Here is a 23627-nt window from a genome sequence, read left to right on the forward strand (position 1 = left end):
GAGAGTGCAAGCGCCATACCGTATAGCCAAAAAATTTATTATTGAAAAAACAACGTGATAATAAGAAAAACTGCCAAAGCGGTTTGTCGGGATTGCGGCATTCGGCCGACAATGTGCCACATGCCACAATCCCGTCGTCCGGTTACAGACGGTGCATGTTGATGTCCATAATCTGGATGCGATAGGCCACCTGCCGAGGCGTCATCCCCAACAGCCGCGCCGCCTTGGCCTGGACCCAGCCGGTTTTCTCCAGCGCGGCGATCAGCCGCTGGCGTTCATCCAGATTCTGATCGAGCCAGCCCTCTTCGGCGGCGGCCGGCGGCGTCGGTTTGTTCATCATCGGCGCCGCGTCGTGGTGGTTAAACAGGATAACGTCGCGGTCGATCAACCCGGTGTCGGTCATCACCGCCGCCCGCTCCAGACAATTTTCCAGCTCGCGCACATTGCCCGGCCAGTTGTACCCCATCAGCAGGCGGATGGCGCCGTCGCTGATGCGCAGCGCCCGGCCCTGATGCGCGGCGATCTTCTTCACCAGAAACTGCGCCAGCTCGACGATATCCTCCTGCCGTTCCCGCAGCGGCGGCAGCGACACCGGCATCACGTTCAGCCGGTAGTAGAGATCTTCGCGGAAATGGCCGGCGCGCACCTCCTCCTCCAGATGGCGGTTGGTGGCGGCGATAATCCGCACATTGACGCGCAGGGTTTCGTCGCCGCCCACCCGCTCCATCTCCCCTTCCTGCAGGATACGCAGCAGCTTGGCCTGAAACGAGGCGCTGCTCTCGCCGATTTCATCCAGAAACAGCGTGCCGCCGTCCGCCAGTTCAAAGCGCCCCTTACGCTGACGCACCGCGCCGGTGAAAGCGCCTTTTTCATGGCCGAACAGTTCGCTTTCCAGCAGGTTATCCGGCAGCGCCGCGCAGTTGAATTTCACGAACGGCGCCGCCGCGCGCGGCGAATTGTAGTGGATGGCGTTCGCCACCAGCTCTTTACCGGTGCCGCTCTCGCCGCGCACCAGCACCGTGGTGTCCCAGCGCGACACCTGACGGATGATCTCCATCGTCTGGCGCATCGCCGCGCTTTTCCCCACCATGTTGTCAAAGCCGAACGGCCGCGGCGTTTTACAGGCGGCCGGGCGGCTCGCCGCCGACGGTGATTCGCCGTCGCGCCGGGGGGCGCGCATCAGCCGCACCGTCTGCACGATCAGGCTGGCCACCGTTTCCAGAAAACGGGTGCTGGCCGGCAGGCGTTCCTCGTAACGCGCCATCGGCTGGGCCGCCAGCACGCCGATCGGCTGTTGTTCGATGCCCAACAACGGCACGCCGATAAACGGCAGCTCGTAGTCATACAGATTAAGCCGGTCGAGAAAACGCTGATCGTCCGCCACGCGCAGCAGCGTCAGCGGCTGACGCTGGGTCATCACCGTGCCCACCAGCCCTTCGCCCGGCCGGTAGCACACCTGGCTGCTGCTGGACAGGACCCGCTGATCCTCGCAGTACAGCGCTTCCACTCTCAGCCCGCCGCGCTGCGGGTCATACAGGCAAATCATGCCGTGCTGCATGAAGGCATCATCATGCAGCACCCGCAACACCGCCTGTAACGCCTGCCCGATGTCGGTGGCCCGGCTCAGCGCCGCGCTAATGCGCTGCACCGCGGTAAACTGCTGAGACAAATCAAAACGCCATACGACGTTCCCCGTATCGGGTGCCTGTGTCATTTTGAGCCTCCTGTCAGTGAAGTGGGGAGTCTGGTTAGTGAAGCCGAGTGTGCCGTGAGTGCAGCAGATAGGGGGAAGCGCAGGACCAGACAGGTGCCGCCGCCCGGATGGGACGTCAGGTCTATCGCCCCCTGATGATGCGCCACCAACGTCTGGATCAAACGCAGTTCCATGCCCTTGCCCGGCGTGGTGAGCGCGGTCTGGGTGCTGACGTAGCGCACCTGCTCCAGCGGTACATTGTCTTCCAGATACAGCGCCAGCCAGTCGCCGTCCTGACGGGCGAACAGATGCACCGAAAGCGCGAAAGGCCGGATTTCTCCCGCCAGCGCCAGCGTACGGTCCAGCCACAGGCTAAGACAGGCCAGAATCTGGGTACGTTGCCCGAACCCGGTCAGCTGCGGCGTGTCCAGTTCGCAGCGCAGCTGGTCGCCGTCGGTAAAACGGGTGTGATACAGCGCGGCCAGATCCTCGGCCAGCACGCCGATCGGCCAGTCCGCCGCCGGTTCGAAATCCAGCGACGGGCGGCAGGCCTGCAACCGCGCCACCGCCTCTTCGCCTTCGCGCCAGGCGGATTCCAGCGCCACGTTGCTGCGGTCCGCGCCGTTGAGCCGGCGGGCGGCCGCCAGCATGTTGAGCGGGCAATTGAGCTGAATCAGCGCCGCATCCAACGACTCGCGGATCGCCGCCAGCAGCTTGCCGTTGGTCATCTGCTGTTTGAGACGATCGAGCCGTCCCTGCTGTTGTTGCTGCTGCTGTTCGGTGCAGTCGCTGATGACGATCAGCGTGCGCGGCAGCGCGGTGTCGGTGAAATAGCGGCTGGCTTCCTCATTGACGCCGGGCAACGCCCAGTAGCCGAGCGTCAGCCAGCGCACCGCGCCGCGAATGGTGACCGGCAGCGCCGTTCCCTGCTGCAACGCCGCCTTATTGGCCGGGTAATCCAGCACCGCCAGCAGTTCGCGGCCGCCGCAGTCGGCGCACAGCGTCTTGTAGGCCAGGTTATCCATGATCACCCGATCCTGCTCGTCCACGACTACCACTGCCGCCGGGATATTGTTCAGCACCGCGGTGATCATGGTCATGTGGTTGCGCAGCCGCTGTTCCAGCGCATAACCGGCGCTGATGTCTTTATGCATGCCGAGGTAGTGCTCCACCTCGCCGTGGGAATTGAAAATCGGCGTGATGTCGATTTCCGCCAGATACAGGCTGCCGTCGCGGCGGCGGTTAATCAGCTGACCGCGCCAGGCGCGCCCCTGCAGCAACGTCTGCCACAGCGTCTGATACACCTCGGTCGGGGTCTGCTGGCTGGCGAGAATGCGGTGATTCTGCCCGAGCAATTGCGGCAGGCTGTAGCCGGTCAGGCGGCAAAACGCCGGGTTGGTGTACACAATATGGGCGTGCGGGTCAGTCAGGGAGATCGCCACCGACGACTGTTCCACCACGGTGGAAAACAGCGACGGATGCTGCCGGGACAAATGGCTGGCGATTTCGCCCAGCGGAAAAGATTCCGTCATCAAATGCATGGACATGGGGTGACTCCCTTACGGTTTGGCGGCGGGGATGTCGGCTTGTCGACAATTTGTCGCAGGCTGCAACACCCCGTCCGGCTGGCGAATAACGGAGAATAACCATGCAAACACTGCACCTTTTATTGATTAAGCCGACTAAACATTGATCCGGATCCCTGTTTTACCGCCCAAAAGCGCCCATCCCTGTTTCCATGCGCCCTGACCGTGAAAAACCGCCAGCTCGCCAGTACAAAAAAAGCACAATAAAAGTGCAGCGGTGCGCCATCAATGTGCAGAAAAATCCATATTGCATGCCGGCTAAAACTGGCACGGGATTCGCAAATGGCAAATGAATGAACGGCCTGATGCATCCTTCACGGAGGGCTGTTTTTGTTTTCATCACCTGTTTTTTTCATCACGTAATCAGGAGCAACGCTATGGCGAACATTGGCATTTTCTTTGGCACCGATACCGGCAAAACCCGCAAGATCGCCAAACTGATTCATCAGAAACTGGGCGAGGCGGCGGACGCGCCGGTCAACATCAACCGCACCTCGCTGGAAACCTTTCTGTCCTACCCGGTACTGCTGCTGGGCACCCCGACGCTGGGCGACGGCCAGCTACCCGGTATCGACGCCGGTTGTGAAAATCCGTCCTGGCTGGAATTTGCCGATGAGCTGGCCGGCACCGACCTGAAAGGCAAAATCGTCGCGCTGTTCGGGCTGGGGGATCAGCAGGGCTACCCGGATAATTTCGCCAGCGGGCTGAAACCGCTCTACGACGTGATGACCGATCTGGGCGCGCGCGTGGTGGGCGACTGGCCGAGCGACGGCTACGAATTCAATACGTCCGCCGCATTGCAGGAAGACCGCTTTGTCGGCCTGGTGCTGGATCAGGACAACCAGCACGACCTGACGGAACAGCGCCTCAACAGTTGGCTGGCGCAAATCAAGCCCGCCATCCTGTAACGCGCATTCGGTTCCCCGCCCAATATCCACCCGGCCTTTCCCGCACCTCGGAGAAAAGGTCGGGTACATCCTGCGCAAAAACACTAATTATTTGATTTTTAAAATCAAAAAACATCCGTCACGTTTTTTTTGTGACGAAAATCACATTTCCTCACCAAGACCACTATCCTGTTCCGAAACGCGGAAGATTGGGGAACGCTTTTGCGGTTTACTGAAGGCCGGAATTCAGGGGAGAACCACATGAACGATACCGTGCTGACCACATGGCAACAGGCGAGAATCAGCCGCGATCCGCGTTTTGACGGCACCTTTTTCGTCGCCGTCAAATCCACCGGTATCTTCTGCCGCCCCATCTGCCCGGCGCCGTTGCCGCTGGAGAAAAACGTCGTTTACTACCGCACCCGCACCGAGGCGATTCAGGCCGGTTTTCGCCCCTGTCTGCGCTGCAAGCCGGAATACGCGCCGCGTTTCGCCGAACTGGACCGCAAGCAACAACTGCCGGTGCGCATCGCCGCCGCCATCGATAGCGGCGAACATCTGCTGTCGAAGGTGGAGCAGATTGCCGCGGCCCACCATCTCTCCAGCCGCTACCTGAACCGGCTGTTCCGCGAGCATTACGGCTGTTCGGTGAAGGAATACCAGAACATCGCGAAGATTTTTTTCGCCAAGAAGCTGTTCCAGAGTTCCAGCCTCAGCATCACCGACATCGCCGCCTCGTGCGGGTTTAACGGCCTGAGCGGGTTTTATCAGCTTATCGACAAGTACCTGAAAACTACGCCCAAACGGATGATGTTGTCGCCACCGGACAGCCGGGATAAGGCGGAACACATCAGGCTGCGCCTCCCGGTCGGCGGCCGCTACCATTGGGATTATTTTCTGGCTTTTCAGTCCCGGCGGTTGATCGACGGCGTGGAATGGATCGACGGCGCGACTTACGGCCGCCGCTTTATCCTCAACGGCGAGAAGGGATCGTTTCAGATACGTCCGGCGACCGGCGGGTTTGACGTGACGATCGCGCTAAGCCGCCTGACGCTGTTGTCCCAGGTGCTGGAGCGGATCCGCAACATGTTCGATCTTAACGTCAATATCGACGCGATCGAGGATCAGTTGCGTCAGGCTTATCCGACATTGCCGATCGCCTCCGGCATCCGCATTCCCGGCGTGTTCTCGCCGTTTGAAGCCGCCATCCGCGCCGTTTGCGGGCAACAGGTGAGCGTCAGTGCCGCGACCACGCTGCTAAACCAACTGGTGTCGCTCTGCGCCATCGAGGAAGACGGCCAGCGTTACTTCCCAACGCCGGACCGCATCACCCCAGAAATTGTTGAGCAACTGCGCAGCATGCGGTCGAAAAAAACCACGCTGGCGAATGTCGCTGACTGGTTCTGCCGCCACGACATCAGCGACATCGATCGACTCACCGAGGTGAAAGGCATCGGTCGCTGGACGCTCGATTATCTGAAACTGCGAGCGCTCAACGATCCCGATATCTGGCTGGGCGGCGATCTGGGGATCCGCAACGCCTTGCGTCAGTTGGGGGAGATCGACCCGCAACGCGCGGCGCCGTGGAAAAGCTATCTGACCCTTCATCTGTGGAACACGCTGTAAACATGCAACCTGTGGTGAAAAAACATCCTGTGGAGGAAAATCGTGTGAAAATGGCGACGCAACAACTGGACTGCCCAGACAGCTTTCCCTGGCGCTACGCCGACGTCACCGCGGCAGACGGCTGCGTGACCAGCGTGCTATTCAGCAATGAGCAAAAACCCACCCGGCCGGACGCCGTCACGCAAGCCTGCTGCCAGCAGTTGCAGGCGTATTTCGCCGGTCAGCGCACCACCTTCGACCTGCCGCTGCATCAGGACGCCACGCCGTTCCGCCGGCAGGTCTACGCCCGGCTGCTGGACATCGGCTACGGCGTTACCCGTACTTACCAGCAAATCGCCGCCGCCGTCGGCAATCCCAACGGGTCGCGGGCGGTAGGCATGGCGTCGTCCAAAAACCAGATTTCCATCATCGTGCCCTGCCACCGGGTGATCGCCACCTCCGGCGCGCTGACCGGTTACGCAGGCGGGCTGGCGACCAAGCAGTGGCTGCTGGAGCACGAGCGGCGTTATGCCGTCAGCACGGCAACAACATCTGCAACCATTGGCGCTGGTGCTGACGCTGACGCTGCGCCCGCAGATAATCGCCCGCTTTAGCCAGCGCCTCCGCCTCAGGCAGCGGCGCGGCCGGGCGAATCGCCTCGCAGCGCAGCAGATGCAGGCCCAGTTCGGTTTCCACCGGCTCGCTCAGCGCCCCCGCCGTCAGCGCAAACAGGCAGCGGTCCAGCGCCGGAAACAGCAAACCCCGGCTGACCCAGCCCATCAGCCCGCCGTCCAGCGCGGTTGGGCAGTGAGAATGCCGCCGCGCCAGCGATTCGAAACGCTCCGGGTCGGCGCGCAGCTGACGCAACAGCTCGGCCATCTGCTGCCCGACTGCCGGGCGATTATCGTCGACGGTCAACAACAGGTGGCGGGTCAGCCGCTGCTCCGGGCGACAAAAACGCCCGGCGTGTTGTCGATACCAGCGCCGAATCTCGGCCTGTTCCGGCTCGCCGGCCTGCGCGCCAACGCTCGCCAGTTGCAGTTCCATCAAGGCGTGGTGCAACACGATAGCCTGTTGCTCGTCGGCGGAAAAGCCGGTGCGGGTCAGTTCCTCCGCCAGTTGCTGCGCCACCTGCTGCAACTGCGCGCCTGTCGCCGCCAGCGATTGCCGACGAGCCGCCGTCACCACCGCGTGCTCCAGCGCCAACTGACGCTGCAACTGGCGCTCAAAGCGCGGCCGATCCGGCTCAGGCAGTTGCTCCGGCAGACAATGCCAACGGGTCTGCGCCAGCCGCAGGCGACTGAAGCGCTGCCAGGCCGGTGGCGTCATTCGTCCACCTCCAGGCTATGCAACGCCGATATCGGCACCTGAAACTGCCGCTCGCCGAACAGGACGATGCAGCTGTCTCCCCGTTCGCCCTGCGCCGTCGCCAGCACCTCGCCCTGCTGGCCCATCGTCACAACGATGTCGCCATTGATCGCCAGCGGCTGCATGCTGCACACCCGATCGCCGTACTGAAAATCACCCGCCAGCCAGGGCTGATCCGCGTCGATCAGCTCTGACTCTCGACAGCCGACCACCCGATCCCGATCGAGAAAATGTACCTGATAGACTATCTGATCCTGCAGGAATACCCCCCACTCGCGCACATACCCGACACTGCCGCGCCGCACCAGCAGTTCGCCGCGCGCGCGCCCGGCGAACGTGCCGTCGTTGCGCAGCGCGCGCACTACCCGCACGGCATCGCCGCATTCAAACCTCGGCGTCATCGCGGCCTCCCTTCGCCCAGTGTTGATAGCTCTCCGCCAGCAGCCGCCGCGCTAACTGCCAGTCAGCGTTCGGCGCATCGTCCAGCGCGTTGCGCAGCGGCACTGCCGTCATCAGCCGACGGTGAAACTCGCGCAGCACCGGCACCTGACATCGGCTCAACCGATCGGCGTCGTACGGCACCTCAAAAAAGGCAAAAAAAGCGTCGGCGCCCTGTAACGCCTGCACTCCCGGCAAACGGTAGAACCACTCCATCGCCTTATCCCCCCTGGCAGCGCAACGCCCGATCGTCGCCAAACAGATCCTGATAGATCTGGCGCAATTCGGTATCCCGCGGGTTGCGTTTCCCGTTTTCCGCAAACACCCGCACCGCATCAAGCAACGCGTCGACCTGCTGCGCATCCAGCCCGTAGCCCAGACGGGCGAACACACCGCCCACCGCCTGGCGGCCGGAATGCTTGCCCAGCACCAGCCGGAACTCCCGCCCCATCAGATGCGGATCGATGCCTTGATAGCTTTCCCGATCGTGCAGCAACGCCGCCACATGCACCCCGGACTCATGGGTGAACACCTGCTCCCCCACCAGCGGTTGCTGTACATCAATGGCGCGCTGCGCGGCGTTCGCCACCAGATGGCATAACGACGGCAACTGCGCGAAGCGGATGCCGCTTGAGCGTCCGAGGCAGCGCTGCAACCCCAGCGCCACTGATTCCAGCGCCGCGTTGCCCGCCCGTTCGCCCAGCCCCAGCACCGTGGTGTTGACGTGGGTGGCCCCCGCCCGTACCGCCGCCAGCGTGTTGGCGGTCGCCAGCCCCAGATCGTTATGGGCGTGCATCTCAATCTCGCCGGGCCAGCACTGGCGCAGCGCCTGAATCCGGTCATAGGTGGCGAACGGATCCAGCACCCCCAGCGTATCGGCGAAACGCAGCCGCTCCGCACCTGCGGCCTGCGCCGTCTGCGCCAGCTGGCGCAACACATCGTCGCCGGCACGCGAGGCGTCTTCACACCCGATGCTCACCCGCAGCCCGCACTGACGCGCCAGCGTAATCAACGCCGCCAGCCGGGGCAGCAGCACGGACAGCGGCTGGCGCAGTTTCTGCTGCCGCAGCCGATCGGACGACGGCACCGAAATATCCACCCAGTCCATGCCCAGATCGGCGCTCTGACGAATTTCGTCCTCGTTCATCCGGCACCAGGCCATCATCACGATGCCCGGCAGCCGCCGTCTGACCAGCGCCATACGTGAACGTTCTTCCGCCCCCATCGCCGGCGTGCCGACCTCCAGCTCCGGCACCCCCGCCTCCGCCAGCGCCTCGGCAATCGCCAGCTTTTCGCTGGCGCGAAATGCCACACCGGGGCTCTGCTCGCCGTCGCGCAGCGTGGTGTCGTTGATGATCACCTGCTCCATCGTCGGCGCTCCTTAACCGTAGGTCGGCGCGAACGCCGTCCCGGCCAGCGCCGCCGGTTTGTCCTGCTGCCAGTAAGGCGACAGCGTTCTCAGCCTGGCGATAATCGGCGGCAGTTGTTCAATCACAGAGTCGATCTCTTTTTCGCGGGTATAGCGCGACAGCGAGAAACGGATGCTGCCGTGGGCGGCGGTATAGGGAATGTCCATCGCCCGCATCACATGCGACGGCTCCAGCGAGCCGGAGGTGCAGGCGCTGCCGCTGGACGCGGCGATGCCGACATGGTTCATCAGCAACAGGATCGCTTCCCCTTCGATGAATTCGAACGCCATATTGAGGGTATTGGGGGTGCGCGGCTGCCCGTCGCCCATCACCATCACGCTGGGAATGCGGCGGGCCAGTTCGTGCTGCAAGGTGTCGCGCAGCGGCGCCACGGCCGCCGTCATCATCGGCAAATGCACCTCCGCCAGTTCGCAGGCGCTGCCCATGCCGACAATACCGGCGATATTTTCCGTACCGGCGCGGCGGCCGCGTTCCTGATGCCCGCCGCGCAGCAGCGGACGAAAGCGGGTGTTGCGACGCAGATACAAGCAGCCCACGCCCTTCGGGCCGTGGATCTTGTGCGCCGAACACGAGAGCATGTCGATATCGGTAGCGGAGAGCACGATCGGAATCTTGCCCACCGCCTGCACCGCGTCGCAGTGGAACAATACGCCGTGCTCATGCGCCAGCGCCGCCATCTCCGGCACCGGGAACAGCACCCCGGTTTCATTGTTGGCCCACATCACGCTGACCAGCGCGACGCGATCGCTCAGCAAACGACGGTATGCCGCCAGATCCAGCTCGCCCTGCGGCGACACCGCCAGCCGATGGATGGTATAGCCCTGCCGCGCCAGATGCTCGCACACCTCCAGCGTGGCCGGATGCTCCACCGCGGTGGTGATGATTTCGCGCCGTTCCGGCGCCAGATTCACCGCGGAATAAATCGCGGTGGAGGTGGCTTCGGTGGCGCAGGAGGTAAACAGGATCTCGCTGTCATAACGCGCCCCCAGCAGGCTGGCGACCTGCTGGCGCGCCCGTTCCAGCGCGCCGCGGCACGGCGTGCCGAAATCGTGAATCGACGACGGGTTGCCGTAGTGTTCAGTCAGAAACGGCAGCATCGCTTCCAGCACCATCGGGTCAAGCCGGGTGGTGGCATTGTTGTCCAGATAGATTTTTTTGTCTGGAGCGCTTTTTTTGTCCGGATAAACGTTGTTCATGGTTGTTTTCCTCATGCCTGTCTGCCTGACGGTTATGCCGCCACCACGTCCATATACTGCCCGGTGCGTTCCACCAGCTTCTGTTGCAGCCAGGCCAGCGTCATGTCGGTCATCATGCAACCGCTGCAACTGCCGGACAGGCTGACAGTGACCTGACGCTCGCTGACATTCACCAGCGACATATCGCCGCCGTCGGCCTGAATGTGCGGCCGCAGCTCCGCCACCGCCTCCGCCACCTGTTGCCAGCGCGCATCCTTCACTACGATCGTCGCCGCCGCCGGCGTCGCCTCGTGCTCGCTCAGGATCTGCGCCAACGCCAGTTCGATCTTTTCATGACAGGCGCTGCAACCGCCGCCCGCTTTGGTGTAGTTGATCACGTCCTGCAGCGTCGTCAGGCCGTTGGCCACCACCGCACGGCGGATCTGCCCTTCATCCACCGCAAAGCACTTACAGATCAGCGCCCCTTCCTCGTGATCGTCCTCCAGCGTTTCGCCACGGTAGTTGGCGATCGCCACCCGCAGCGCTTCCTGTCCCATCACCGAGCAATGCATTTTTTCCGGCGGCAGGCCGTCGAGATAGTCGGCGATCTGCTGGTTGGTGACCTGTTCCGCTTCCCGCAGGGTGCGGCCGATGATCAGCTCCGTCAGCGCCGAAGACGACGCGATGGCGCTGCCGCAGCCGAAAGTCTGAAAGCCGGCGTCAAGGATGGTTTCGCTGTCCGGATCGACGCGCAGCATCAGCCGCAGGGCATCGCCGCAGCTGAGCGAACCGACATCGCCCACGGCGTTGGCCTCCGCCACCACCCGGGCATTGCGGGGATTAAAAAAATGGTCTTTCACTTTCTCGGAATAGTTCCACATCTGCTCTGCTCCCTACTGAATGGGTGAGCGCCGGGCACCCAGCCGCCCGGCGCTCACCCGCGTTGCATGGTCTGAGTAAACAGAGTCAGAGCAAATGTGATGCCAGTCACAGAAACAAATGCAGATCAACGAGATAGTGGCGATAGCCGATAACAAAACCGCGACCAATGTCGCGGTTTATGTCGGTTTTGTCAGAGAGGTGACACTAAACGGCTGGAACAGGGACGTGCATGTGAATACGCGCAGATACCCGCTAACCGCCTCGGTCACGGCGTTCAACGGTCGGATTCACCAGTCAAGAAATAGGAAAAGCTATGCCCGAAATAATTCGAGTTGCAGGACAACACGATCGCGTGTTGAACAACGCCATACGTTGGCCCTTCAGGGGCAAGGCTCATGACGAGCCTTGTCACGCGGCAACCGCGTGAGTCCCCAGAAGCTTACACAACCATCACTCACAACACATCATCCTCCTCGCTCCATTCCTGTTCGGCGATCAGCCGTTCGAAACGGTGAGGGTCGCGCTGGCGGCGGGTGACGCGCGGCTCGCCGTCATGCCAGCATTGCTGGATCTGCTGCAACAGTTGAGCGATCGGCGTATCGGTCGGTACGCGCACCGCCCGTACCCCCACCTGCAATAGCTGGCGGAATACGGCATCGCCAATCGCCACGCAATACAACGTGACGCAGTCCTCCAGCGCGTCGATGCGGCAGGTGAGTTTGTCCTCCTGATGACCGTAGCGCACGTTGAAGTCCACCACTTTCAACAGCGTGACCTGATCTTCTTTCACGCCGTAGATCACCAGCCGGGGCGTGGCGCCAAAGTGTTGATCGACATGGTGATAATCAGAACTGGCGAACGCCACTTTCATTGACCAGACGCCGGCGCTGATGGCGCTGAGATGCCGGTTAACATGCTGCATGGTCCGCCTCCTGACGCCGCGGCGGCGCAAACTGCTGCTTGAGCGGCGAGTGGTAAACCGGCTGGTGGTGATGGCCCGCCAGCATCAGGTTCGCCAGTTCGAACAGGGTGTCGCGCATACCGGCATAGCCCTGACGCGGGCGGCGGAACTCGCCGATCTTATCGAAGATTGGAAATCCGGCGCGGATCAACGGCATGCCGAACTGTTCCGCCAGATCGACGGCATGGGAATTGGACAGCAGCAGGTCGGCCGGGTTGTCGCACAGGAGATCCTGCAAATCCTCCAGATCGCCGATCACCACCTGTTCCACCGGCAACGCCGCCAGACTTTGCTGGTTGACCGGCGCCACCACCGGGCCCGGCGTGATGCCCTGACTGAGAGCGAAGTCGCACCAGCCCGCCAGCAGATCGCCCTCCGCCGCCAGCGCCATCCGCCGACCTTGCAGCCACATATGGCAGTCGATCATCGCGTCCTGCAACTGGCCGCGCTGACGGTCGATCCACGCCGGGACCTCGCGCCCGGCCAGCTGTTGCAGATGCTGGATAAAGCAGTCCATGTTCTCCAGCGTCATCAGATGCGGCAGGCTGAGCGACTGACCGCGGCTGCGCATCGCCAGCAAACTGGCGGCGCGCTGGAATGACGCCCCAATGGTGATGGTGCTCAGGCTTTGCCCCATCTGCTCGATACCGCGCAGCGGCGTGCCGCCCTGCGTCACCGCCTGAAAATCGCCGCCGGCGAGATGCCCGTCCAGCGATTGCGACAGATCCGGTAGGATCACCGGTTGCAGCCCAAACGCCTCGACGTAGCTGCGGATCAGCTCGACATCGCCGGGATTGAGCAGATGACTCAGCAGCAGGTTGACGCGCCGGTTGCGCATCCCCACCGGCGGTTTTTCCGGCACCCACTGCTGGATAATGCTCTCCACCACCGCGCTGAAGCCATTCTCCAGCGATCCGTAGAAATCCGGCGTGTTGACCGTCAGGATCGCCACCGATTTAAAGCGCGGATAGTCGTCGCGGAACTGCCGCACCGCCCGCGCCATATCGCTGCCCTGCGCCTCGGACAGCCCGGTGCTGACCAGCACGATCGCTTTCGGCGTATTGCGCTGGCACAGCGTGGCGAGCGCGGTAAAGATGTTGTCGTCCGCTCCCATGATGGTGGTGGTCGGGTCCATCGCGGTGGACTGCAACGGAATCGGCTCGTGAAAATGCTGGATGAAAAACACCTTGGCGAACGCGCTGCACCCCTGCGCGCCATGTACCAGCGGAATGCTGTGTTCGATGCCCTGAGCGGCCAGAATCGCCCCCAGCGGCTGACCGCTTTTAATCGGGCTGGTCGCCAGCGGTTTTTTACTGCGAATCACCTGTGCCATCGCTGCTCCTTAGTGCCACGGGGCCCGTTGATGAGTTTGCCGCCAGATGGGGCTATCGAGCGTCAGGCACAGCTGCTGCGCCAGCGCCACCAGCCCGCGATACCCGGCGAAAGCGTGCTCGCGCTCCTGATTGATATCCAGAAACGGCAGCCGCGCCTTGTACGCGGTATACATGTTGCGCCCGCCGGCGATCATCATGTCCGCGCCGTAACGGTAAACCACATCCAGCAGCGTGCGGGCGTTGCCTTCTTCCAGCATCAGCGCGTCGTCGCCCATCAGCTCGCGGATGCGCTGCTTGTCCTCCTCGGTGGATTTACGGGTGCCGGTGGCGACTACGGTGATGCCCAGATCCTGCAACGCCGACACCACCGACCAGGATTTGACGCCGCCGGTGTACAGCAGGACTTTGCGTCCCTGCAGACGTTCGCGGTACGGCGCCAGCGCCTGCGTCACGGCGGCCTCTTCGCGGGCTATCAGCACGTCGGTGCGGGTTATCAGGTCCGCATCGCCGGTCATCGCCGCCAGTTGCCGCAGCGCGTCGGACATCGCCCGCACACCGTAGAAGCTGCCTTCAAACCACGGAATGCCGTAGCGCTGCTCCAACTGCCGGGCGACATTGATCAGCGCCCGCGAGCACACCAGCATGTTCGCTTCGGCCCGGTGCATCGTCTGGATTTCAGCGAAGCGGGCATCGCCGGACAGACTGCCCAGCACCCGGATACCCAGTTCGTCCAGCAGCGGCAGCACGTTCCAGAACTCGCCGGCGATGTTGAACTCGCCAATCAGGCCGATATCGTGCCGGTGTTCGGGAGCGAATGGGGTGTCCTGCGGCCAGGGCGCCGGTTCCCGCTGACCCATCACCTTTTTCACCATCACCTCGCCCGCCAGCCGGTTGCCGAAATTCTTGCTGCCGTAAAAACCGGCGGCGTCGATGGCGATCACCGGCACGCCCACCGCCTCCGATGCCGCCAGACATACCGCTTCAATGTCGTCGCCCTCCATCGCCGGTACGCAGGTGTTGTAGATAAACACCGCCGCCGGGCGGTAGCGGTTGACGATATGCCGCACCGCATGGAACAGCCGCCGTTCGCCGCGCCCCATGATCACGTCCTGCTCGCTGAGATCGGTGGTGAAACCAAGCCGGTTGAGCGTCGGGCCGGAGCTTTGGCTGCCGCGGTTATCCCAGGAACTGCCGGTGCAGCCAATCGGCCCGTGCACCAGATGGGCGACGTCCGCCAGCGGCAGCAACGTGATCTGCGCGCCGTCAAACGCGCAGCCGCCTGCGGTGGCGCCGGGTTTGGGCGCGCTGCACCCCGACTTTTGCTTGTGGTTATGTTCACAGGCTGGCTCGTCGAACAACGCCAGAATCTCACTTCCCTTCATCTCACCCTCGCCGCGTTTGTTGATATCCCTCATGCGGTGCAAAACGCAGGCCAGCGCTGATAAATTGATTTATAAGGAAAAAGTGATGTGAGGTTTACGACAAAGCAGACAATTGGCGGAGATTACCAGCACAGGGGACGCGAATCATTGCGGGGCACAGCCTGACCTACATCAACAACCATTCGTTATAAAACTATTAGGCTGTCCCCCCTATCGGGCCGGCACGCCACGTCTGATGAAAAACACAGCTTAATAGTCGCCTTACCGATATTGACTTCATGTCATCAAGACATAAGAAACCATAGCGGCAGGCAGGGAAAACCCGTCGTTTAAAGGAGATAGGGAATGTTAGAAAAAATCAAAATAAAAAATGGGCTTTACTGCGTTATCGCCGTATTTGTGCTGCTATTACTTTCTGTTTGCACGTTCAGTCTGTATTCCTCCATGCAAAGCAACCTGTCTATCCGCAAGGTCAGCAGCATCGAGGGAGAACAGCTTATCCCGCTTTATTCCGCCTATTCGGAAATGCTGAATGCCAGGCTGGCCGGCATTAACGTCGCGCTGGCCATTGAGAGCAAAAAGGATGACGCCACCATTCAGGCCGGTCTTGAACGGCTGAACGGCTACATCGCTTCCGCCAACAGCACCATGTCGGAACTGCGCGGTATTCCGGCGCTGACGTCGCAAGGCCGGGCGCTGCGCGGTGAAATCGACGACGCCTTCAATGACTACATGAACAACGCCGTCGCTCCTATGCTCACGGCGCTGCGCGACCGAAACGTTGATCGGTTCTACACCACCCTGGTGCCCGATGCGCTGGAAAAAGGCGCGACCTTCCGCCAGAAGCTGACGCAGTTTGTCACCTTCGCCAAAGGTATCGGGCATGAAGAAATCGCGCATGCGGACGGCTTCTATCAGCAGACATTAACTATCCTGATTTCCACGCTGATAGTGGTGCTGTTCATCAGTCTGTTCACTCTGAAATTCATTCGCACCGTGGTGCTGACGCCGATGCAGAAAGTCAGAACCTATTTCGGCATGATGGAACGAGGCGTGCTGACGCTGGATATTCCTCCTCAGCACAATACCGAGATGGGCGGGCTGATGGTTTCGCTGAAAGACATGCAGCAGGCATTCCGCAAAATCGTGCTGGATGTCAGAGACTCGGCCGGTTCCGTGGCGGCTGGCGCGGAACAAATCTCCGCCGCCAACCGGGATTTCGCCGCCCGTACCGAAGCGCAGGCGTCATCCGTCGAACAAACCGCCGCCAGCATGGAGCAGATCACCGCGTCGGTGCAGGAAAACACCGCCAACACCGGCAAAGCCATGACACTGACCAACTCCGTGGCGGCGCTGGCGGAAAAAAATGCCAGCAACTTTAGCCAGATGATCGAACGCATCCAGCACATCGCCGACAGCTCCAACAAGATCAACGATATCATCAGCATCATGGACGGCATCGCCTTCCAGACCAACATCCTGGCGCTTAACGCGGCGGTGGAAGCCGCCCGCGCGGGCGAAGCCGGTAAAGGCTTTGCGGTCGTGGCGTCTGAAGTACGCAGTCTGGCGCAGCGCAGCGCCGGATCTGCACGCGAAATCAAAGAGTTGATCGAAAAAACGGCCAATGAAATCGCCCAGGGCGAAAAAGTCGCGTCGCTCTCCACCCAGGATATGGCGCGGCTGATGGACGAGATCAAACGCGTGAATGAATTCATGGCGGATATCTCGATGGCCTCATCAGAGCAAGCCAAAGGCATCGAACAGGTTAACACCGCCATCACCCTGCTTGAGCAATCCTCCCAGCAAAACGCGGCGCTGGTCGAAGAGTCCGCCTCCGCCAGTTCCTCGCTGCACGAACAGGCGAAAAATCTGGACGACACCATGACGTTTTTCAATCTGAACGACAGTAACCCGCTGGCTATCGCCGCGCCGCGTTGATGCTTTCCGGCAGCAACCGCCGCCCCTTGGTCAGCCCGCCATCAACGGCGGGCTGATTTTTCCCAATATTGCGCAGGCAGAAACAGCCGCTCACACCAATCAGCGCGCTTGTTACACCCGGCACGCGATCTTTTACATCCAGCGACGATAATAGACGGTGTCCCGCCATAAGGCGTGACACCGCCCAACGTTGAAGAAGGCTACCTCTTACCCGCAACGGCTTTATCAGGAGGCATCATGGCGCTCAAGCCTGTCCGAACCGGCATTATCCCTATGAGATCGTTGTTATCCGGGACATTTTTGTTATGCGGTACGTTGCTGTTGTCCAGCTGCCCCCGCACGTCGGAATGGCCTGATAGCGGCGCCGATACGCCGCCGGCCAACCAGCCGGTGCCCTACGGCCAATGCGACAAAGTCGGCACCTACGACATCCGTTTCGATCGCTTCGACGAAACCGCCCAGCAGATCGCCCACGCCACCGGCTGCGGCATCATCACCGACACCAGCAAAACCGGCGCGGTGCGCCCTCACCCGGTTATCGGCACGATGACCATCCGTCAGGCGGTGCAAACGGCGATCGCCGGCACCCGACTGCGGATCACGCATCAGGATGGAGAGAGCATAACGGTGGAGTGAGCGTCAAGCCGCCGCATCCTATGAAGGCGTGACTGGCAAATCAGCCTCGCAGAACACGTTTGGCAGCCTGTCTGACGAATAAAACCGACAGGCCGCCATTCTCAAAACACCCTATCCTCCAGCGGGTTGCCCTTTTCCAGCCGCTTGGCGAGCCACGGCGGCAGCGTGCCGGCCAGCAGGGTTTGCAGCGCGTCGCGCTGGGGTTGAATCCGGGTGCCGGGCGCGACCTTGACTGGGTGGATGTTGTGGCGAATGATGCGCGCCGCCGCCGGGCCGCCAATCGCCTCGCAGAACAGCAAGTGGCAGTCGTTCAGCAGCGCCGAACGCACTTCATTGCCTTCCTGCTCGCCGCCGGCAGGCTGATAGCGGCGCAGGTCGTGCAGCCAGGAACCGTCCTGATCGAACGCGTAGATAAAAAACAGCCGACACTGACCGAAATGGCCGTTAATGGTCAGCCCATCCTGCGAGGCGAACGCCGCCAGCAGTTGCGGCCTGCGTCGGGAAGGCGCCGCGACAGCCAGGTGCGGCGGCAGCGCGCCGCGCAGGCAGTCCATCACCGAGCGCCAACGCGCCGGGGTCATGGCGTCGGCATCAATCGGGAAACGCGCCGCCAGTTCCGCCTGCGTCAGCGACGCCAGCCGGTCCGCATCCAGCGACGCTTCATCGCCGTCGCCAAGCCAGCCCAGCAGCCGTGGCGGCGGCAGCTCCGGCAGGCACTGGATCAGCGCGAACAGGCGCCAGAACAACACATCATCATCAGACATGCTCCTTTCTCCTTATCCAAGCTCGGCACGGCTGGCCCGCAGGCTGACCGGGAACACGGGTTTCGCGTCCTGAGGATTGACGTAATAACACTTACCGCCTTCCAGCTCGACGCGCCCGCCCCAGTAATCGTGCCGATCAAACTCCATGCCCGTTACTTTGGCTTCCAGGTCCAGCTTGGCGACGTAGCAGTACAGCTGCGCATTGCGCTCACGAAAAATCACCACCGGCATCGGTTTCTCCTTAACGGAACAGGACAGCCCGAACAACGCCGGGCGCCTGATAGTGGAAGAAGGTTGCAGCCCTCCCTGTTCACAGGGAAACGCCGCCACCTCAGCGGATCAGATCGAAGTTGTAATCGGTCTTGCCGAGCGTCATGGTGTCGTGATCCAGTTTCTCCAGCACCGCATTCACCAGCGTGGTGAGGATCGACATCGCTCCCTCGTAACCCCAGGTGGTCTGGCGATGCAGGTGGTGACGGTCGAACAGCGGGAAGCCGAGCCTGATCAACGGCACTTCAAACTGTTCGCCCTTCGCCAGCGTGTCGCGCTGAATGAACTTGCCGTAGGAGTTGCCGATCATGAAATCCGGTTTGTTGGTAAACATCAGCGAGCGGAAGTGCCACAGGTCGCAGTTGATGTACACCTCGCTGTCCTGACCATAGGGCGACGCTTCCAGTAGTTTCTTCATCGCCTTTTGCCAGCGTTTGCTGCCGTTGTGGCACAGGATCACCGTCGGTTCGCAGCCCAGCTCCAGCAGAAACTGGGTTAACCCCATGACAAAATCCGGATCGCCGTACAGGCCGAAGCGCTTGCCGTGCAGCCAGGTGTGGGAGTCGAGCATCATGTCCACCAGCCGGCCGCGCTCCAGCGTTAGCGCCTCGCCAATCGGTTTACCGGTCAGTTCGCTGACCGTCATCAGTAGTTTGTCGGTGGCGGCCAGGCCGATCGGCACCGGCACCTCGGTGGCGGGCTGGCCCCATTCGTCGTGCACCATTTTTTTGGTCTTCACCAGATGCCACGGCTGCAGCAGCAGCGTATCGATGGCGTTCGGCGCGTCGCGCATCTCCTGCTGGCTGGTGCCGCCGGCGTACATACGGTAGTGACCGTCGGCCGGGGTATCCAGCACCTCGGACGGATCCGACAACAGGCTGCACGGCACTTCCATCTGCGCCATCATCCGTTTTATCACCCGGTAGTTGCCGAGGTAGGTTTCAAACCCGGTAACCAGATTCAGCCGCGCCAGCGAGCCGGGCTGATGGTTTTTCCCTTCGCCGGTGGTGAAAGTGCGGGCGAAACCTTCGAACATGTTGTCCCAGCCGGTGATGTGGCTGCCGATAAAACTCGGGGTGTGGGCGTATGGAATCGGCATGTCCGCGGCGACAAATCCATCTTTCCTGGCGTTGGCGATAAAGGCCTGTAAGTCATCGCCGATCACCTCCGCCATGCAGGTGGTGGAGACGGCGATCATTTCCGGCTGGTACAACGCGCTGGCGTTCTGCAAGCCGCTGTTCATATTGTTATTGCCGCCGAATACCGCGGCATCTTCGGTCATCGAGTCGGAAACGCAGGCGATCGGCTCTTTAAAGTGACGATTGAAGTAGGTACGAAAATAGGCCACGCACCCCTGCGAACCGTGTACGTAAGGCAGGGTATTGGCAAACCCGAGCGCGCACAGCACCGCGCCCAGCGGCTGGCAGGCTTTCGCCGGGTCGATGGTCAGCGCTTCGCGCTGGAAATTCAGTTCCTGGTACTCTTGAGTGGTGGTCCACTCGAAGACGTCGCGCACGCGCTGTTCGTCGTGGGCTTCCTCCATACCGCGCTTGTTGCGAAACAGCGTCTGGTATTCCTCCTGCTCGAACAACGGGTAGCAGGGCTGGGTTTTTTCAGCAGTTTGACTCATGGTGTTCTCCTCCCGCGCCACTAATCGGTGAACTGACGGGATATCAGGCTGGTTTTATAAACAATCATCGTTGATAAATAATCATCAGGCGGACTTCAGCCACGGGGCGGTTAATTCGCTCCAGCTGGGGTTATTGAGCGTCATGTCCATATCGCGGGCGAAGATGGCGAAGCCGTCATAGCCGTGGTACGGACCGGAGTAATCCCAGGAGTGCATCTGACGGAACGGCACCCCCATTTTCTGGAAGATGTACTTTTCCTTGATGCCGGAGCCGATCAGGTCCGGTTTCAGCGCCTTGACGAAAGCTTCCAGCTCGTAGCTGCTGGCGTCGTCGAACATCAGCGTGCCTTCCTTCAGCTCCGGCAAGGTGCGGTCGTAATCGTCGTTATGACCGAATTCATAACCGGTGCCGATGATCTCCATGCCGAGGTCTTCATACGCGCCGATGATGTGGCGCGGCCGCAGCCCGCCGAGGTACAGCAGCACCTTGCGCCCTTCCAGCCGCGGGCGGTATTTGGCGATTACCGCGTCGGTTTGGGCCTGATAGCGGGCGATCACCGCCTCGGCGTTTTTCTGGATGGTTTCATCGAACTGCGCGGCGATTTTGCGCAGCGACTCGGCGATTTTGGTGGGACCGAAGAAGTTGTATTCCATCCACGGAATGCCGTGTTTTTCCTCCATGTGACGCGAGATGTAGTTCATCGACCGGTAGCAATGCACCAGATTCAGCTTCACATGCGGGGTGTTTTCCATCTCCACCAGCGTGCCGTCGCCGGACCACTGCGCCACCACCCGCAGCCCCATTTCTTCCAGCAGAATGCGCGAGGCCCAGGCGTCGCCGCCGATGTTGTAGTCGCCGATGATCGCCACGTCGTACGGCGTGGATTCGAACGGTTTGCCGTCGCGGTTATCCAGCACCCAGTCGCGGATCACGTCGTTGGCGATGTGGTGCCCGAGCGATTGCGACACGCCGCGAAACCCTTCACAGCGTACCGGCACCACCGGTTTGCCGATGGCTTTGCGGCTGGCGTTGGCGACCGCTTCGATGTCGTCGCCGATCAGCCCCACCGGGCACTCCGACTGAATGGAAATGCCCTTGGTCAGCGGGAACAGCTGTTCCAGTTCCTCAATCAGTTTGGTGAGTTTTTTATCGCCGCCGAACACGATGTCTTTTTCCTGAAAATCAGAGGTGAAATTCAGGGTACCGAAACTGTTCACGCCGCTGACGCCGGTGTAGTAATTGCGGCGTCCGGCGCGGGAATACTGCCCGCAGCCGATCGGCCCGTGGGAAATATGGGCCATGTCCTTGATCGGGCCGAACACTACGCCTTTGGAACCGGCGTAGGCGCAGCCGCGAACGGTCATCACCCCCGGCTGGGATTTGCGGTTGGACACGATGCATTTGCCCACGCTGTCCATCGCCGGGTCGGTCACCATCATGTGTTTTTTGCGCTCTTTGCGCGCTTTTTCAGGGAAGACCTCCAGCACTTCCTGGATGATCGCCTGATTGCGTTCACTCGTTGCGTTTGTCATTCCGGCTTTCCTTTATTCATCGCCAGACGCCCGCCCCCGCGGCCGCCGGCACAGGGTTCATCAGGCGGCATTCTCTTCGGCGGCGGTCTTGCCGATGATGCTGGTGTCTTCTTCTTCCATGATGCCGAACTCCATCAGCAACGCTTCCAGTTCGTCCATCGTCACCGGCGTGGGCACCACCATTTTGGTGTTGTTGACGATCTTGCCCGCCAGCGTGCGGTACTCATCGGCCTGATTGCATTTGGGGTCGTATTCGATCACCGTCATGCGGCGGATTTCGGCGCGCTGCACGATGTTGTCGCGCGGCACGAAGTGAATCATCTGGGTACCGAGTTTTTCCGCCAGCGCAATGATCAACTCATCTTCCCGGTCGGTCTGACGGGAGTTGCAAATCAACCCGCCCAGGCGCACCTTGCCGGATTTGGCGTATTTGACGATGCCTTTGGAAATGTTGTTGGCGGCGTACATCGCCATCATCTCGCCGGAGCAGACGATGTAGATTTCCTGCGCCTTGTTCTCGCGGATCGGCATGGCGAAGCCGCCGCACACCACGTCGCCCAGTACGTCGTAGAACACGAAGTCGATGTCCTCTTCATACGCGCCCTCCTCTTCGAGGAAGTTAATGGCGGTGATGACGCCGCGACCGGCACAGCCCACGCCCGGCTCCGGACCGCCGGATTCAGCGCAGCGCACGCCGCCGTAGCCGATTTGCAGCACGTCCTCCAATTCGAGGTCTTCCACCGAGCCGACTTCCGCCGCCATTTCCATGATGGTGTTCTGGGCCTTGGCGTGCAGGATCAGGCGAGTGGAGTCCGCCTTCGGGTCGCAGCCGACGATCATCACCTTCTTCCCCATCTCCGCCAGCGCGGCGACCAGATTCTGGGTGGTGGTGGATTTACCAATACCGCCCTTGCCATAGATGGCGCATTGACGCATTGCCATGATTGCTTCTCCTGTTCGGGTTGAATGCTTGTTGCACACCCCATGAGGAGTGCAGGGAACGTACCAGCCGGGCCATATCCATCAATTCATTGATTTACTTTGATTTTTATAAAACGTCAGCCGCCACGGCGGCACAGAGACAAGACAATCGGCAGACCAATTGTTGGAAAAGGGACAATCAGGATAGCGTCTGAATGCGGTATGCGGCCGGCAGCGCCGCCAACCGGCATGCAATCGGAATACGGTACGTTTTCTTAAACGCCGCCATAGTCGATGTGATAAAGAAGATGAATGAAAAGAAAAATAAAAAAACCACGTATGTTATCCAAACGTGGTTATTATTGAAGAATACATTTATACATATTTTATCTATGATTCTGAATTATCTTTTCAGAAAAAAACCATCGTTATGAAATTTTCTGTATAGAGATGGAGCCATCCTGGGTGGTATTAGCCGCGGATATCGGTGAATAAACCAGTTGGCTCGAAACACCGTAAAAATTCTTGGTATAAGAATTCCCCGGATTCACCAGAATATCAAAATCCGCGCTGGCAATACCGCTGCCGGAGGTGGCAATCACTTTGGTTCTTAATACCTCCTTGATTTCATTTGGCGTATTAACCGCAATAACATCAATACGATTGCCGGAGAAATACAGCCCCACCTGCCCGGTATTACCGGATTGAACGGTCAGTGCATACCAGGCCAGCGGCGGGGTGGCGTACGAGCGGGAATAACCGTTAAAGTGTACGGCACGCCCATCCAGCGGAATTTCCTGATTCTGGATTTTACCCAGCGGAAAATAGAGACTGACCGCATAGACATCAATGGACGATCCCTGCTGTTCCGTTTTCGGTACGGAAACCGTGATCTCGCTGGCATGGGTCACGCCGGGATTGATGAGATAAGCCAGCCCGAGAGAAAAACCCTGGGACTGTACGGAATCAATCTGATAACTGGTCGGGGCCTGATTGTTATATACCACATTAAAACTGGTTGTATTCCCGGTATTGTTATACGCCACAATGGCAACCGGCTGATTGGGTAAATTCGTGAATGTCACTGCATCCCCCGTACCTAATGTGGTACGGCTGCCGTCATCAATACTTTTTTTCAACTGCACCGCATTCAGGGTTTCAACTGCAATAGCCATATTCCGTTCCTCTTAATGA

General features: G+C 60.6%; 23 protein-coding genes. 5 read left to right on the forward strand and 18 right to left on the reverse strand.

Annotated elements, in window-relative coordinates:
- Positions 1-142: 142 nt before the first annotated feature.
- Positions 143-1714 (reverse strand): nif-specific transcriptional activator NifA, encoded by a 1572-nt coding sequence (nifA, locus tag CPA59_RS19935; RefSeq protein ID WP_107760533.1) that lies wholly within the window; start codon positions 1712-1714, stop codon positions 143-145.
- Positions 1711-3240 (reverse strand): nitrogen fixation negative regulator NifL, encoded by a 1530-nt coding sequence (gene nifL / locus CPA59_RS19940; RefSeq protein ID WP_038920334.1) that lies wholly within the window; start codon positions 3238-3240, stop codon positions 1711-1713. Before nifL ends, nifA begins: the two co-directional genes overlap by 4 nt.
- A 416-nt stretch (positions 3241-3656) precedes the next feature.
- Here nifL and CPA59_RS19945 point away from each other — a divergent pair, with 416 nt between their 5' ends.
- The 3 genes from CPA59_RS19945 (at position 3657) to CPA59_RS19955 (ending at position 6385) form a co-directional block, all read left to right on the forward strand.
- Entirely contained in the window at positions 3657-4187 is a 531-nt protein-coding gene (locus CPA59_RS19945; RefSeq protein WP_107760535.1) for a flavodoxin, read from the forward strand.
- A gap of 240 nt (positions 4188-4427) precedes the next feature.
- Positions 4428-5792 (forward strand): DNA-3-methyladenine glycosylase 2 family protein, encoded by a 1365-nt coding sequence (locus tag CPA59_RS19950; RefSeq protein ID WP_038920336.1) that lies wholly within the window; start codon positions 4428-4430, stop codon positions 5790-5792.
- A 50-nt stretch (positions 5793-5842) separates the two neighbouring features.
- On the forward strand, positions 5843-6385 hold the full coding sequence (locus CPA59_RS19955) for a methylated-DNA--[protein]-cysteine S-methyltransferase (protein ID WP_107760907.1): 543 nt from the start codon (positions 5843-5845) through the stop codon (positions 6383-6385).
- On the opposite strand, the gene nifM is transcribed toward CPA59_RS19955, so the two are convergent.
- The 9 genes from nifM to nifE form a co-directional block, all read right to left on the reverse strand.
- Positions 6306-7100: a nitrogen fixation protein NifM gene (gene nifM, locus CPA59_RS19960; protein WP_107760537.1), complete on the reverse strand. Its 795-nt coding sequence runs from the start codon at positions 7098-7100 to the stop codon at positions 6306-6308. The genes CPA59_RS19955 and nifM overlap by 80 nt on opposite strands.
- On the reverse strand, positions 7097-7540 hold the full coding sequence (locus CPA59_RS19965) for a nitrogen fixation protein NifZ (protein ID WP_107760539.1): 444 nt from the start codon (positions 7538-7540) through the stop codon (positions 7097-7099). Before CPA59_RS19965 ends, nifM begins: the two co-directional genes overlap by 4 nt.
- A complete protein-coding gene (locus CPA59_RS19970; protein ID WP_049854738.1) occupies positions 7524-7793 on the reverse strand; it encodes a nitrogenase-stabilizing/protective protein NifW in 270 nt (89 codons plus the stop codon). Before CPA59_RS19970 ends, CPA59_RS19965 begins: the two co-directional genes overlap by 17 nt.
- Positions 7794-7797: 4 nt before the next feature.
- A complete protein-coding gene (gene nifV, locus CPA59_RS19975) occupies positions 7798-8946 on the reverse strand; it encodes a homocitrate synthase (RefSeq protein WP_107760541.1) in 1149 nt (382 codons plus the stop codon).
- A 12-nt stretch (positions 8947-8958) separates the two neighbouring features.
- On the reverse strand, positions 8959-10203 hold the full coding sequence (gene nifS, locus CPA59_RS19980) for a cysteine desulfurase NifS (RefSeq protein ID WP_107760544.1): 1245 nt from the start codon (positions 10201-10203) through the stop codon (positions 8959-8961).
- A gap of 32 nt (positions 10204-10235) precedes the next feature.
- A complete protein-coding gene (gene nifU, locus CPA59_RS19985; protein ID WP_038665294.1) occupies positions 10236-11063 on the reverse strand; it encodes a Fe-S cluster assembly protein NifU in 828 nt (275 codons plus the stop codon).
- 455 nt (positions 11064-11518) lie between these two features.
- Complete coding sequence (locus CPA59_RS19990; RefSeq protein ID WP_107760546.1) at positions 11519-11986, reverse strand: NifB/NifX family molybdenum-iron cluster-binding protein; 468 nt, start codon at positions 11984-11986, stop codon at positions 11519-11521.
- Complete coding sequence (nifN, locus tag CPA59_RS19995) at positions 11973-13358, reverse strand: nitrogenase iron-molybdenum cofactor biosynthesis protein NifN (RefSeq protein ID WP_038920344.1); 1386 nt, start codon at positions 13356-13358, stop codon at positions 11973-11975. Before nifN ends, CPA59_RS19990 begins: the two co-directional genes overlap by 14 nt.
- Positions 13359-13367: 9 nt before the next feature.
- A complete protein-coding gene (gene nifE / locus CPA59_RS20000; protein WP_107760548.1) occupies positions 13368-14741 on the reverse strand; it encodes a nitrogenase iron-molybdenum cofactor biosynthesis protein NifE in 1374 nt (457 codons plus the stop codon).
- A gap of 345 nt (positions 14742-15086) precedes the next feature.
- Here nifE and CPA59_RS20005 point away from each other — a divergent pair, with 345 nt between their 5' ends.
- Positions 15087-16679: a methyl-accepting chemotaxis protein gene (locus tag CPA59_RS20005; protein WP_038920346.1), complete on the forward strand. Its 1593-nt coding sequence runs from the start codon at positions 15087-15089 to the stop codon at positions 16677-16679.
- Here CPA59_RS20005 and CPA59_RS20010 read toward each other — a convergent pair.
- A complete protein-coding gene (locus CPA59_RS20010; protein ID WP_107760550.1) occupies positions 16660-16848 on the reverse strand; it encodes a hypothetical protein in 189 nt (62 codons plus the stop codon). The two genes, CPA59_RS20005 and CPA59_RS20010, sit on opposite strands and share 20 nt — an antisense overlap.
- Positions 16849-16952: 104 nt before the next feature.
- On the opposite strand from CPA59_RS20010, the gene CPA59_RS20015 reads away from it, so the two are divergent.
- On the forward strand, positions 16953-17315 hold the full coding sequence (locus CPA59_RS20015; protein ID WP_107760909.1) for a hypothetical protein: 363 nt from the start codon (positions 16953-16955) through the stop codon (positions 17313-17315).
- Between the two features lie 101 nt (positions 17316-17416).
- Here the strand turns inward: CPA59_RS20015 and CPA59_RS20020 are convergent, their stop codons facing one another.
- From CPA59_RS20020 to CPA59_RS20050, 6 genes are all read right to left on the reverse strand, one after another.
- Positions 17417-18079 carry a NifB/NifX family molybdenum-iron cluster-binding protein gene (locus tag CPA59_RS20020; RefSeq protein ID WP_049854745.1) on the reverse strand — a complete coding sequence of 221 codons (663 nt, stop codon included), beginning with the start codon at positions 18077-18079 and terminating at the stop codon, positions 17417-17419.
- Between the two features lie 12 nt (positions 18080-18091).
- Positions 18092-18310, reverse strand: coding sequence for a putative nitrogen fixation protein NifT (gene nifT / locus CPA59_RS20025; protein WP_033570863.1), 219 nt, complete (start codon positions 18308-18310; stop codon positions 18092-18094).
- Positions 18311-18410: 100 nt separating this feature from the next.
- Positions 18411-19979, reverse strand: a complete 1569-nt coding sequence (nifK, locus tag CPA59_RS20030; RefSeq protein ID WP_107760552.1) for a nitrogenase molybdenum-iron protein subunit beta — start codon at positions 19977-19979, stop codon at positions 18411-18413.
- Positions 19980-20063: 84 nt separating this feature from the next.
- A complete protein-coding gene (nifD, locus tag CPA59_RS20035) occupies positions 20064-21512 on the reverse strand; it encodes a nitrogenase molybdenum-iron protein alpha chain (protein WP_038920352.1) in 1449 nt (482 codons plus the stop codon).
- Positions 21513-21572: 60 nt separating this feature from the next.
- On the reverse strand, positions 21573-22454 hold the full coding sequence (gene nifH, locus CPA59_RS20040; protein ID WP_022635034.1) for a nitrogenase iron protein: 882 nt from the start codon (positions 22452-22454) through the stop codon (positions 21573-21575).
- A gap of 407 nt (positions 22455-22861) precedes the next feature.
- Positions 22862-23608, reverse strand: a complete 747-nt coding sequence (locus CPA59_RS20050; protein ID WP_038920353.1) for a hypothetical protein — start codon at positions 23606-23608, stop codon at positions 22862-22864.
- Between the last annotated feature and the right edge of the window lie 19 nt (positions 23609-23627).

Source organism: Dickeya sp. Secpp 1600 (assembly GCF_003049805.1).
Lineage (GTDB): Bacteria > Pseudomonadota > Gammaproteobacteria > Enterobacterales > Enterobacteriaceae > Dickeya > Dickeya fangzhongdai.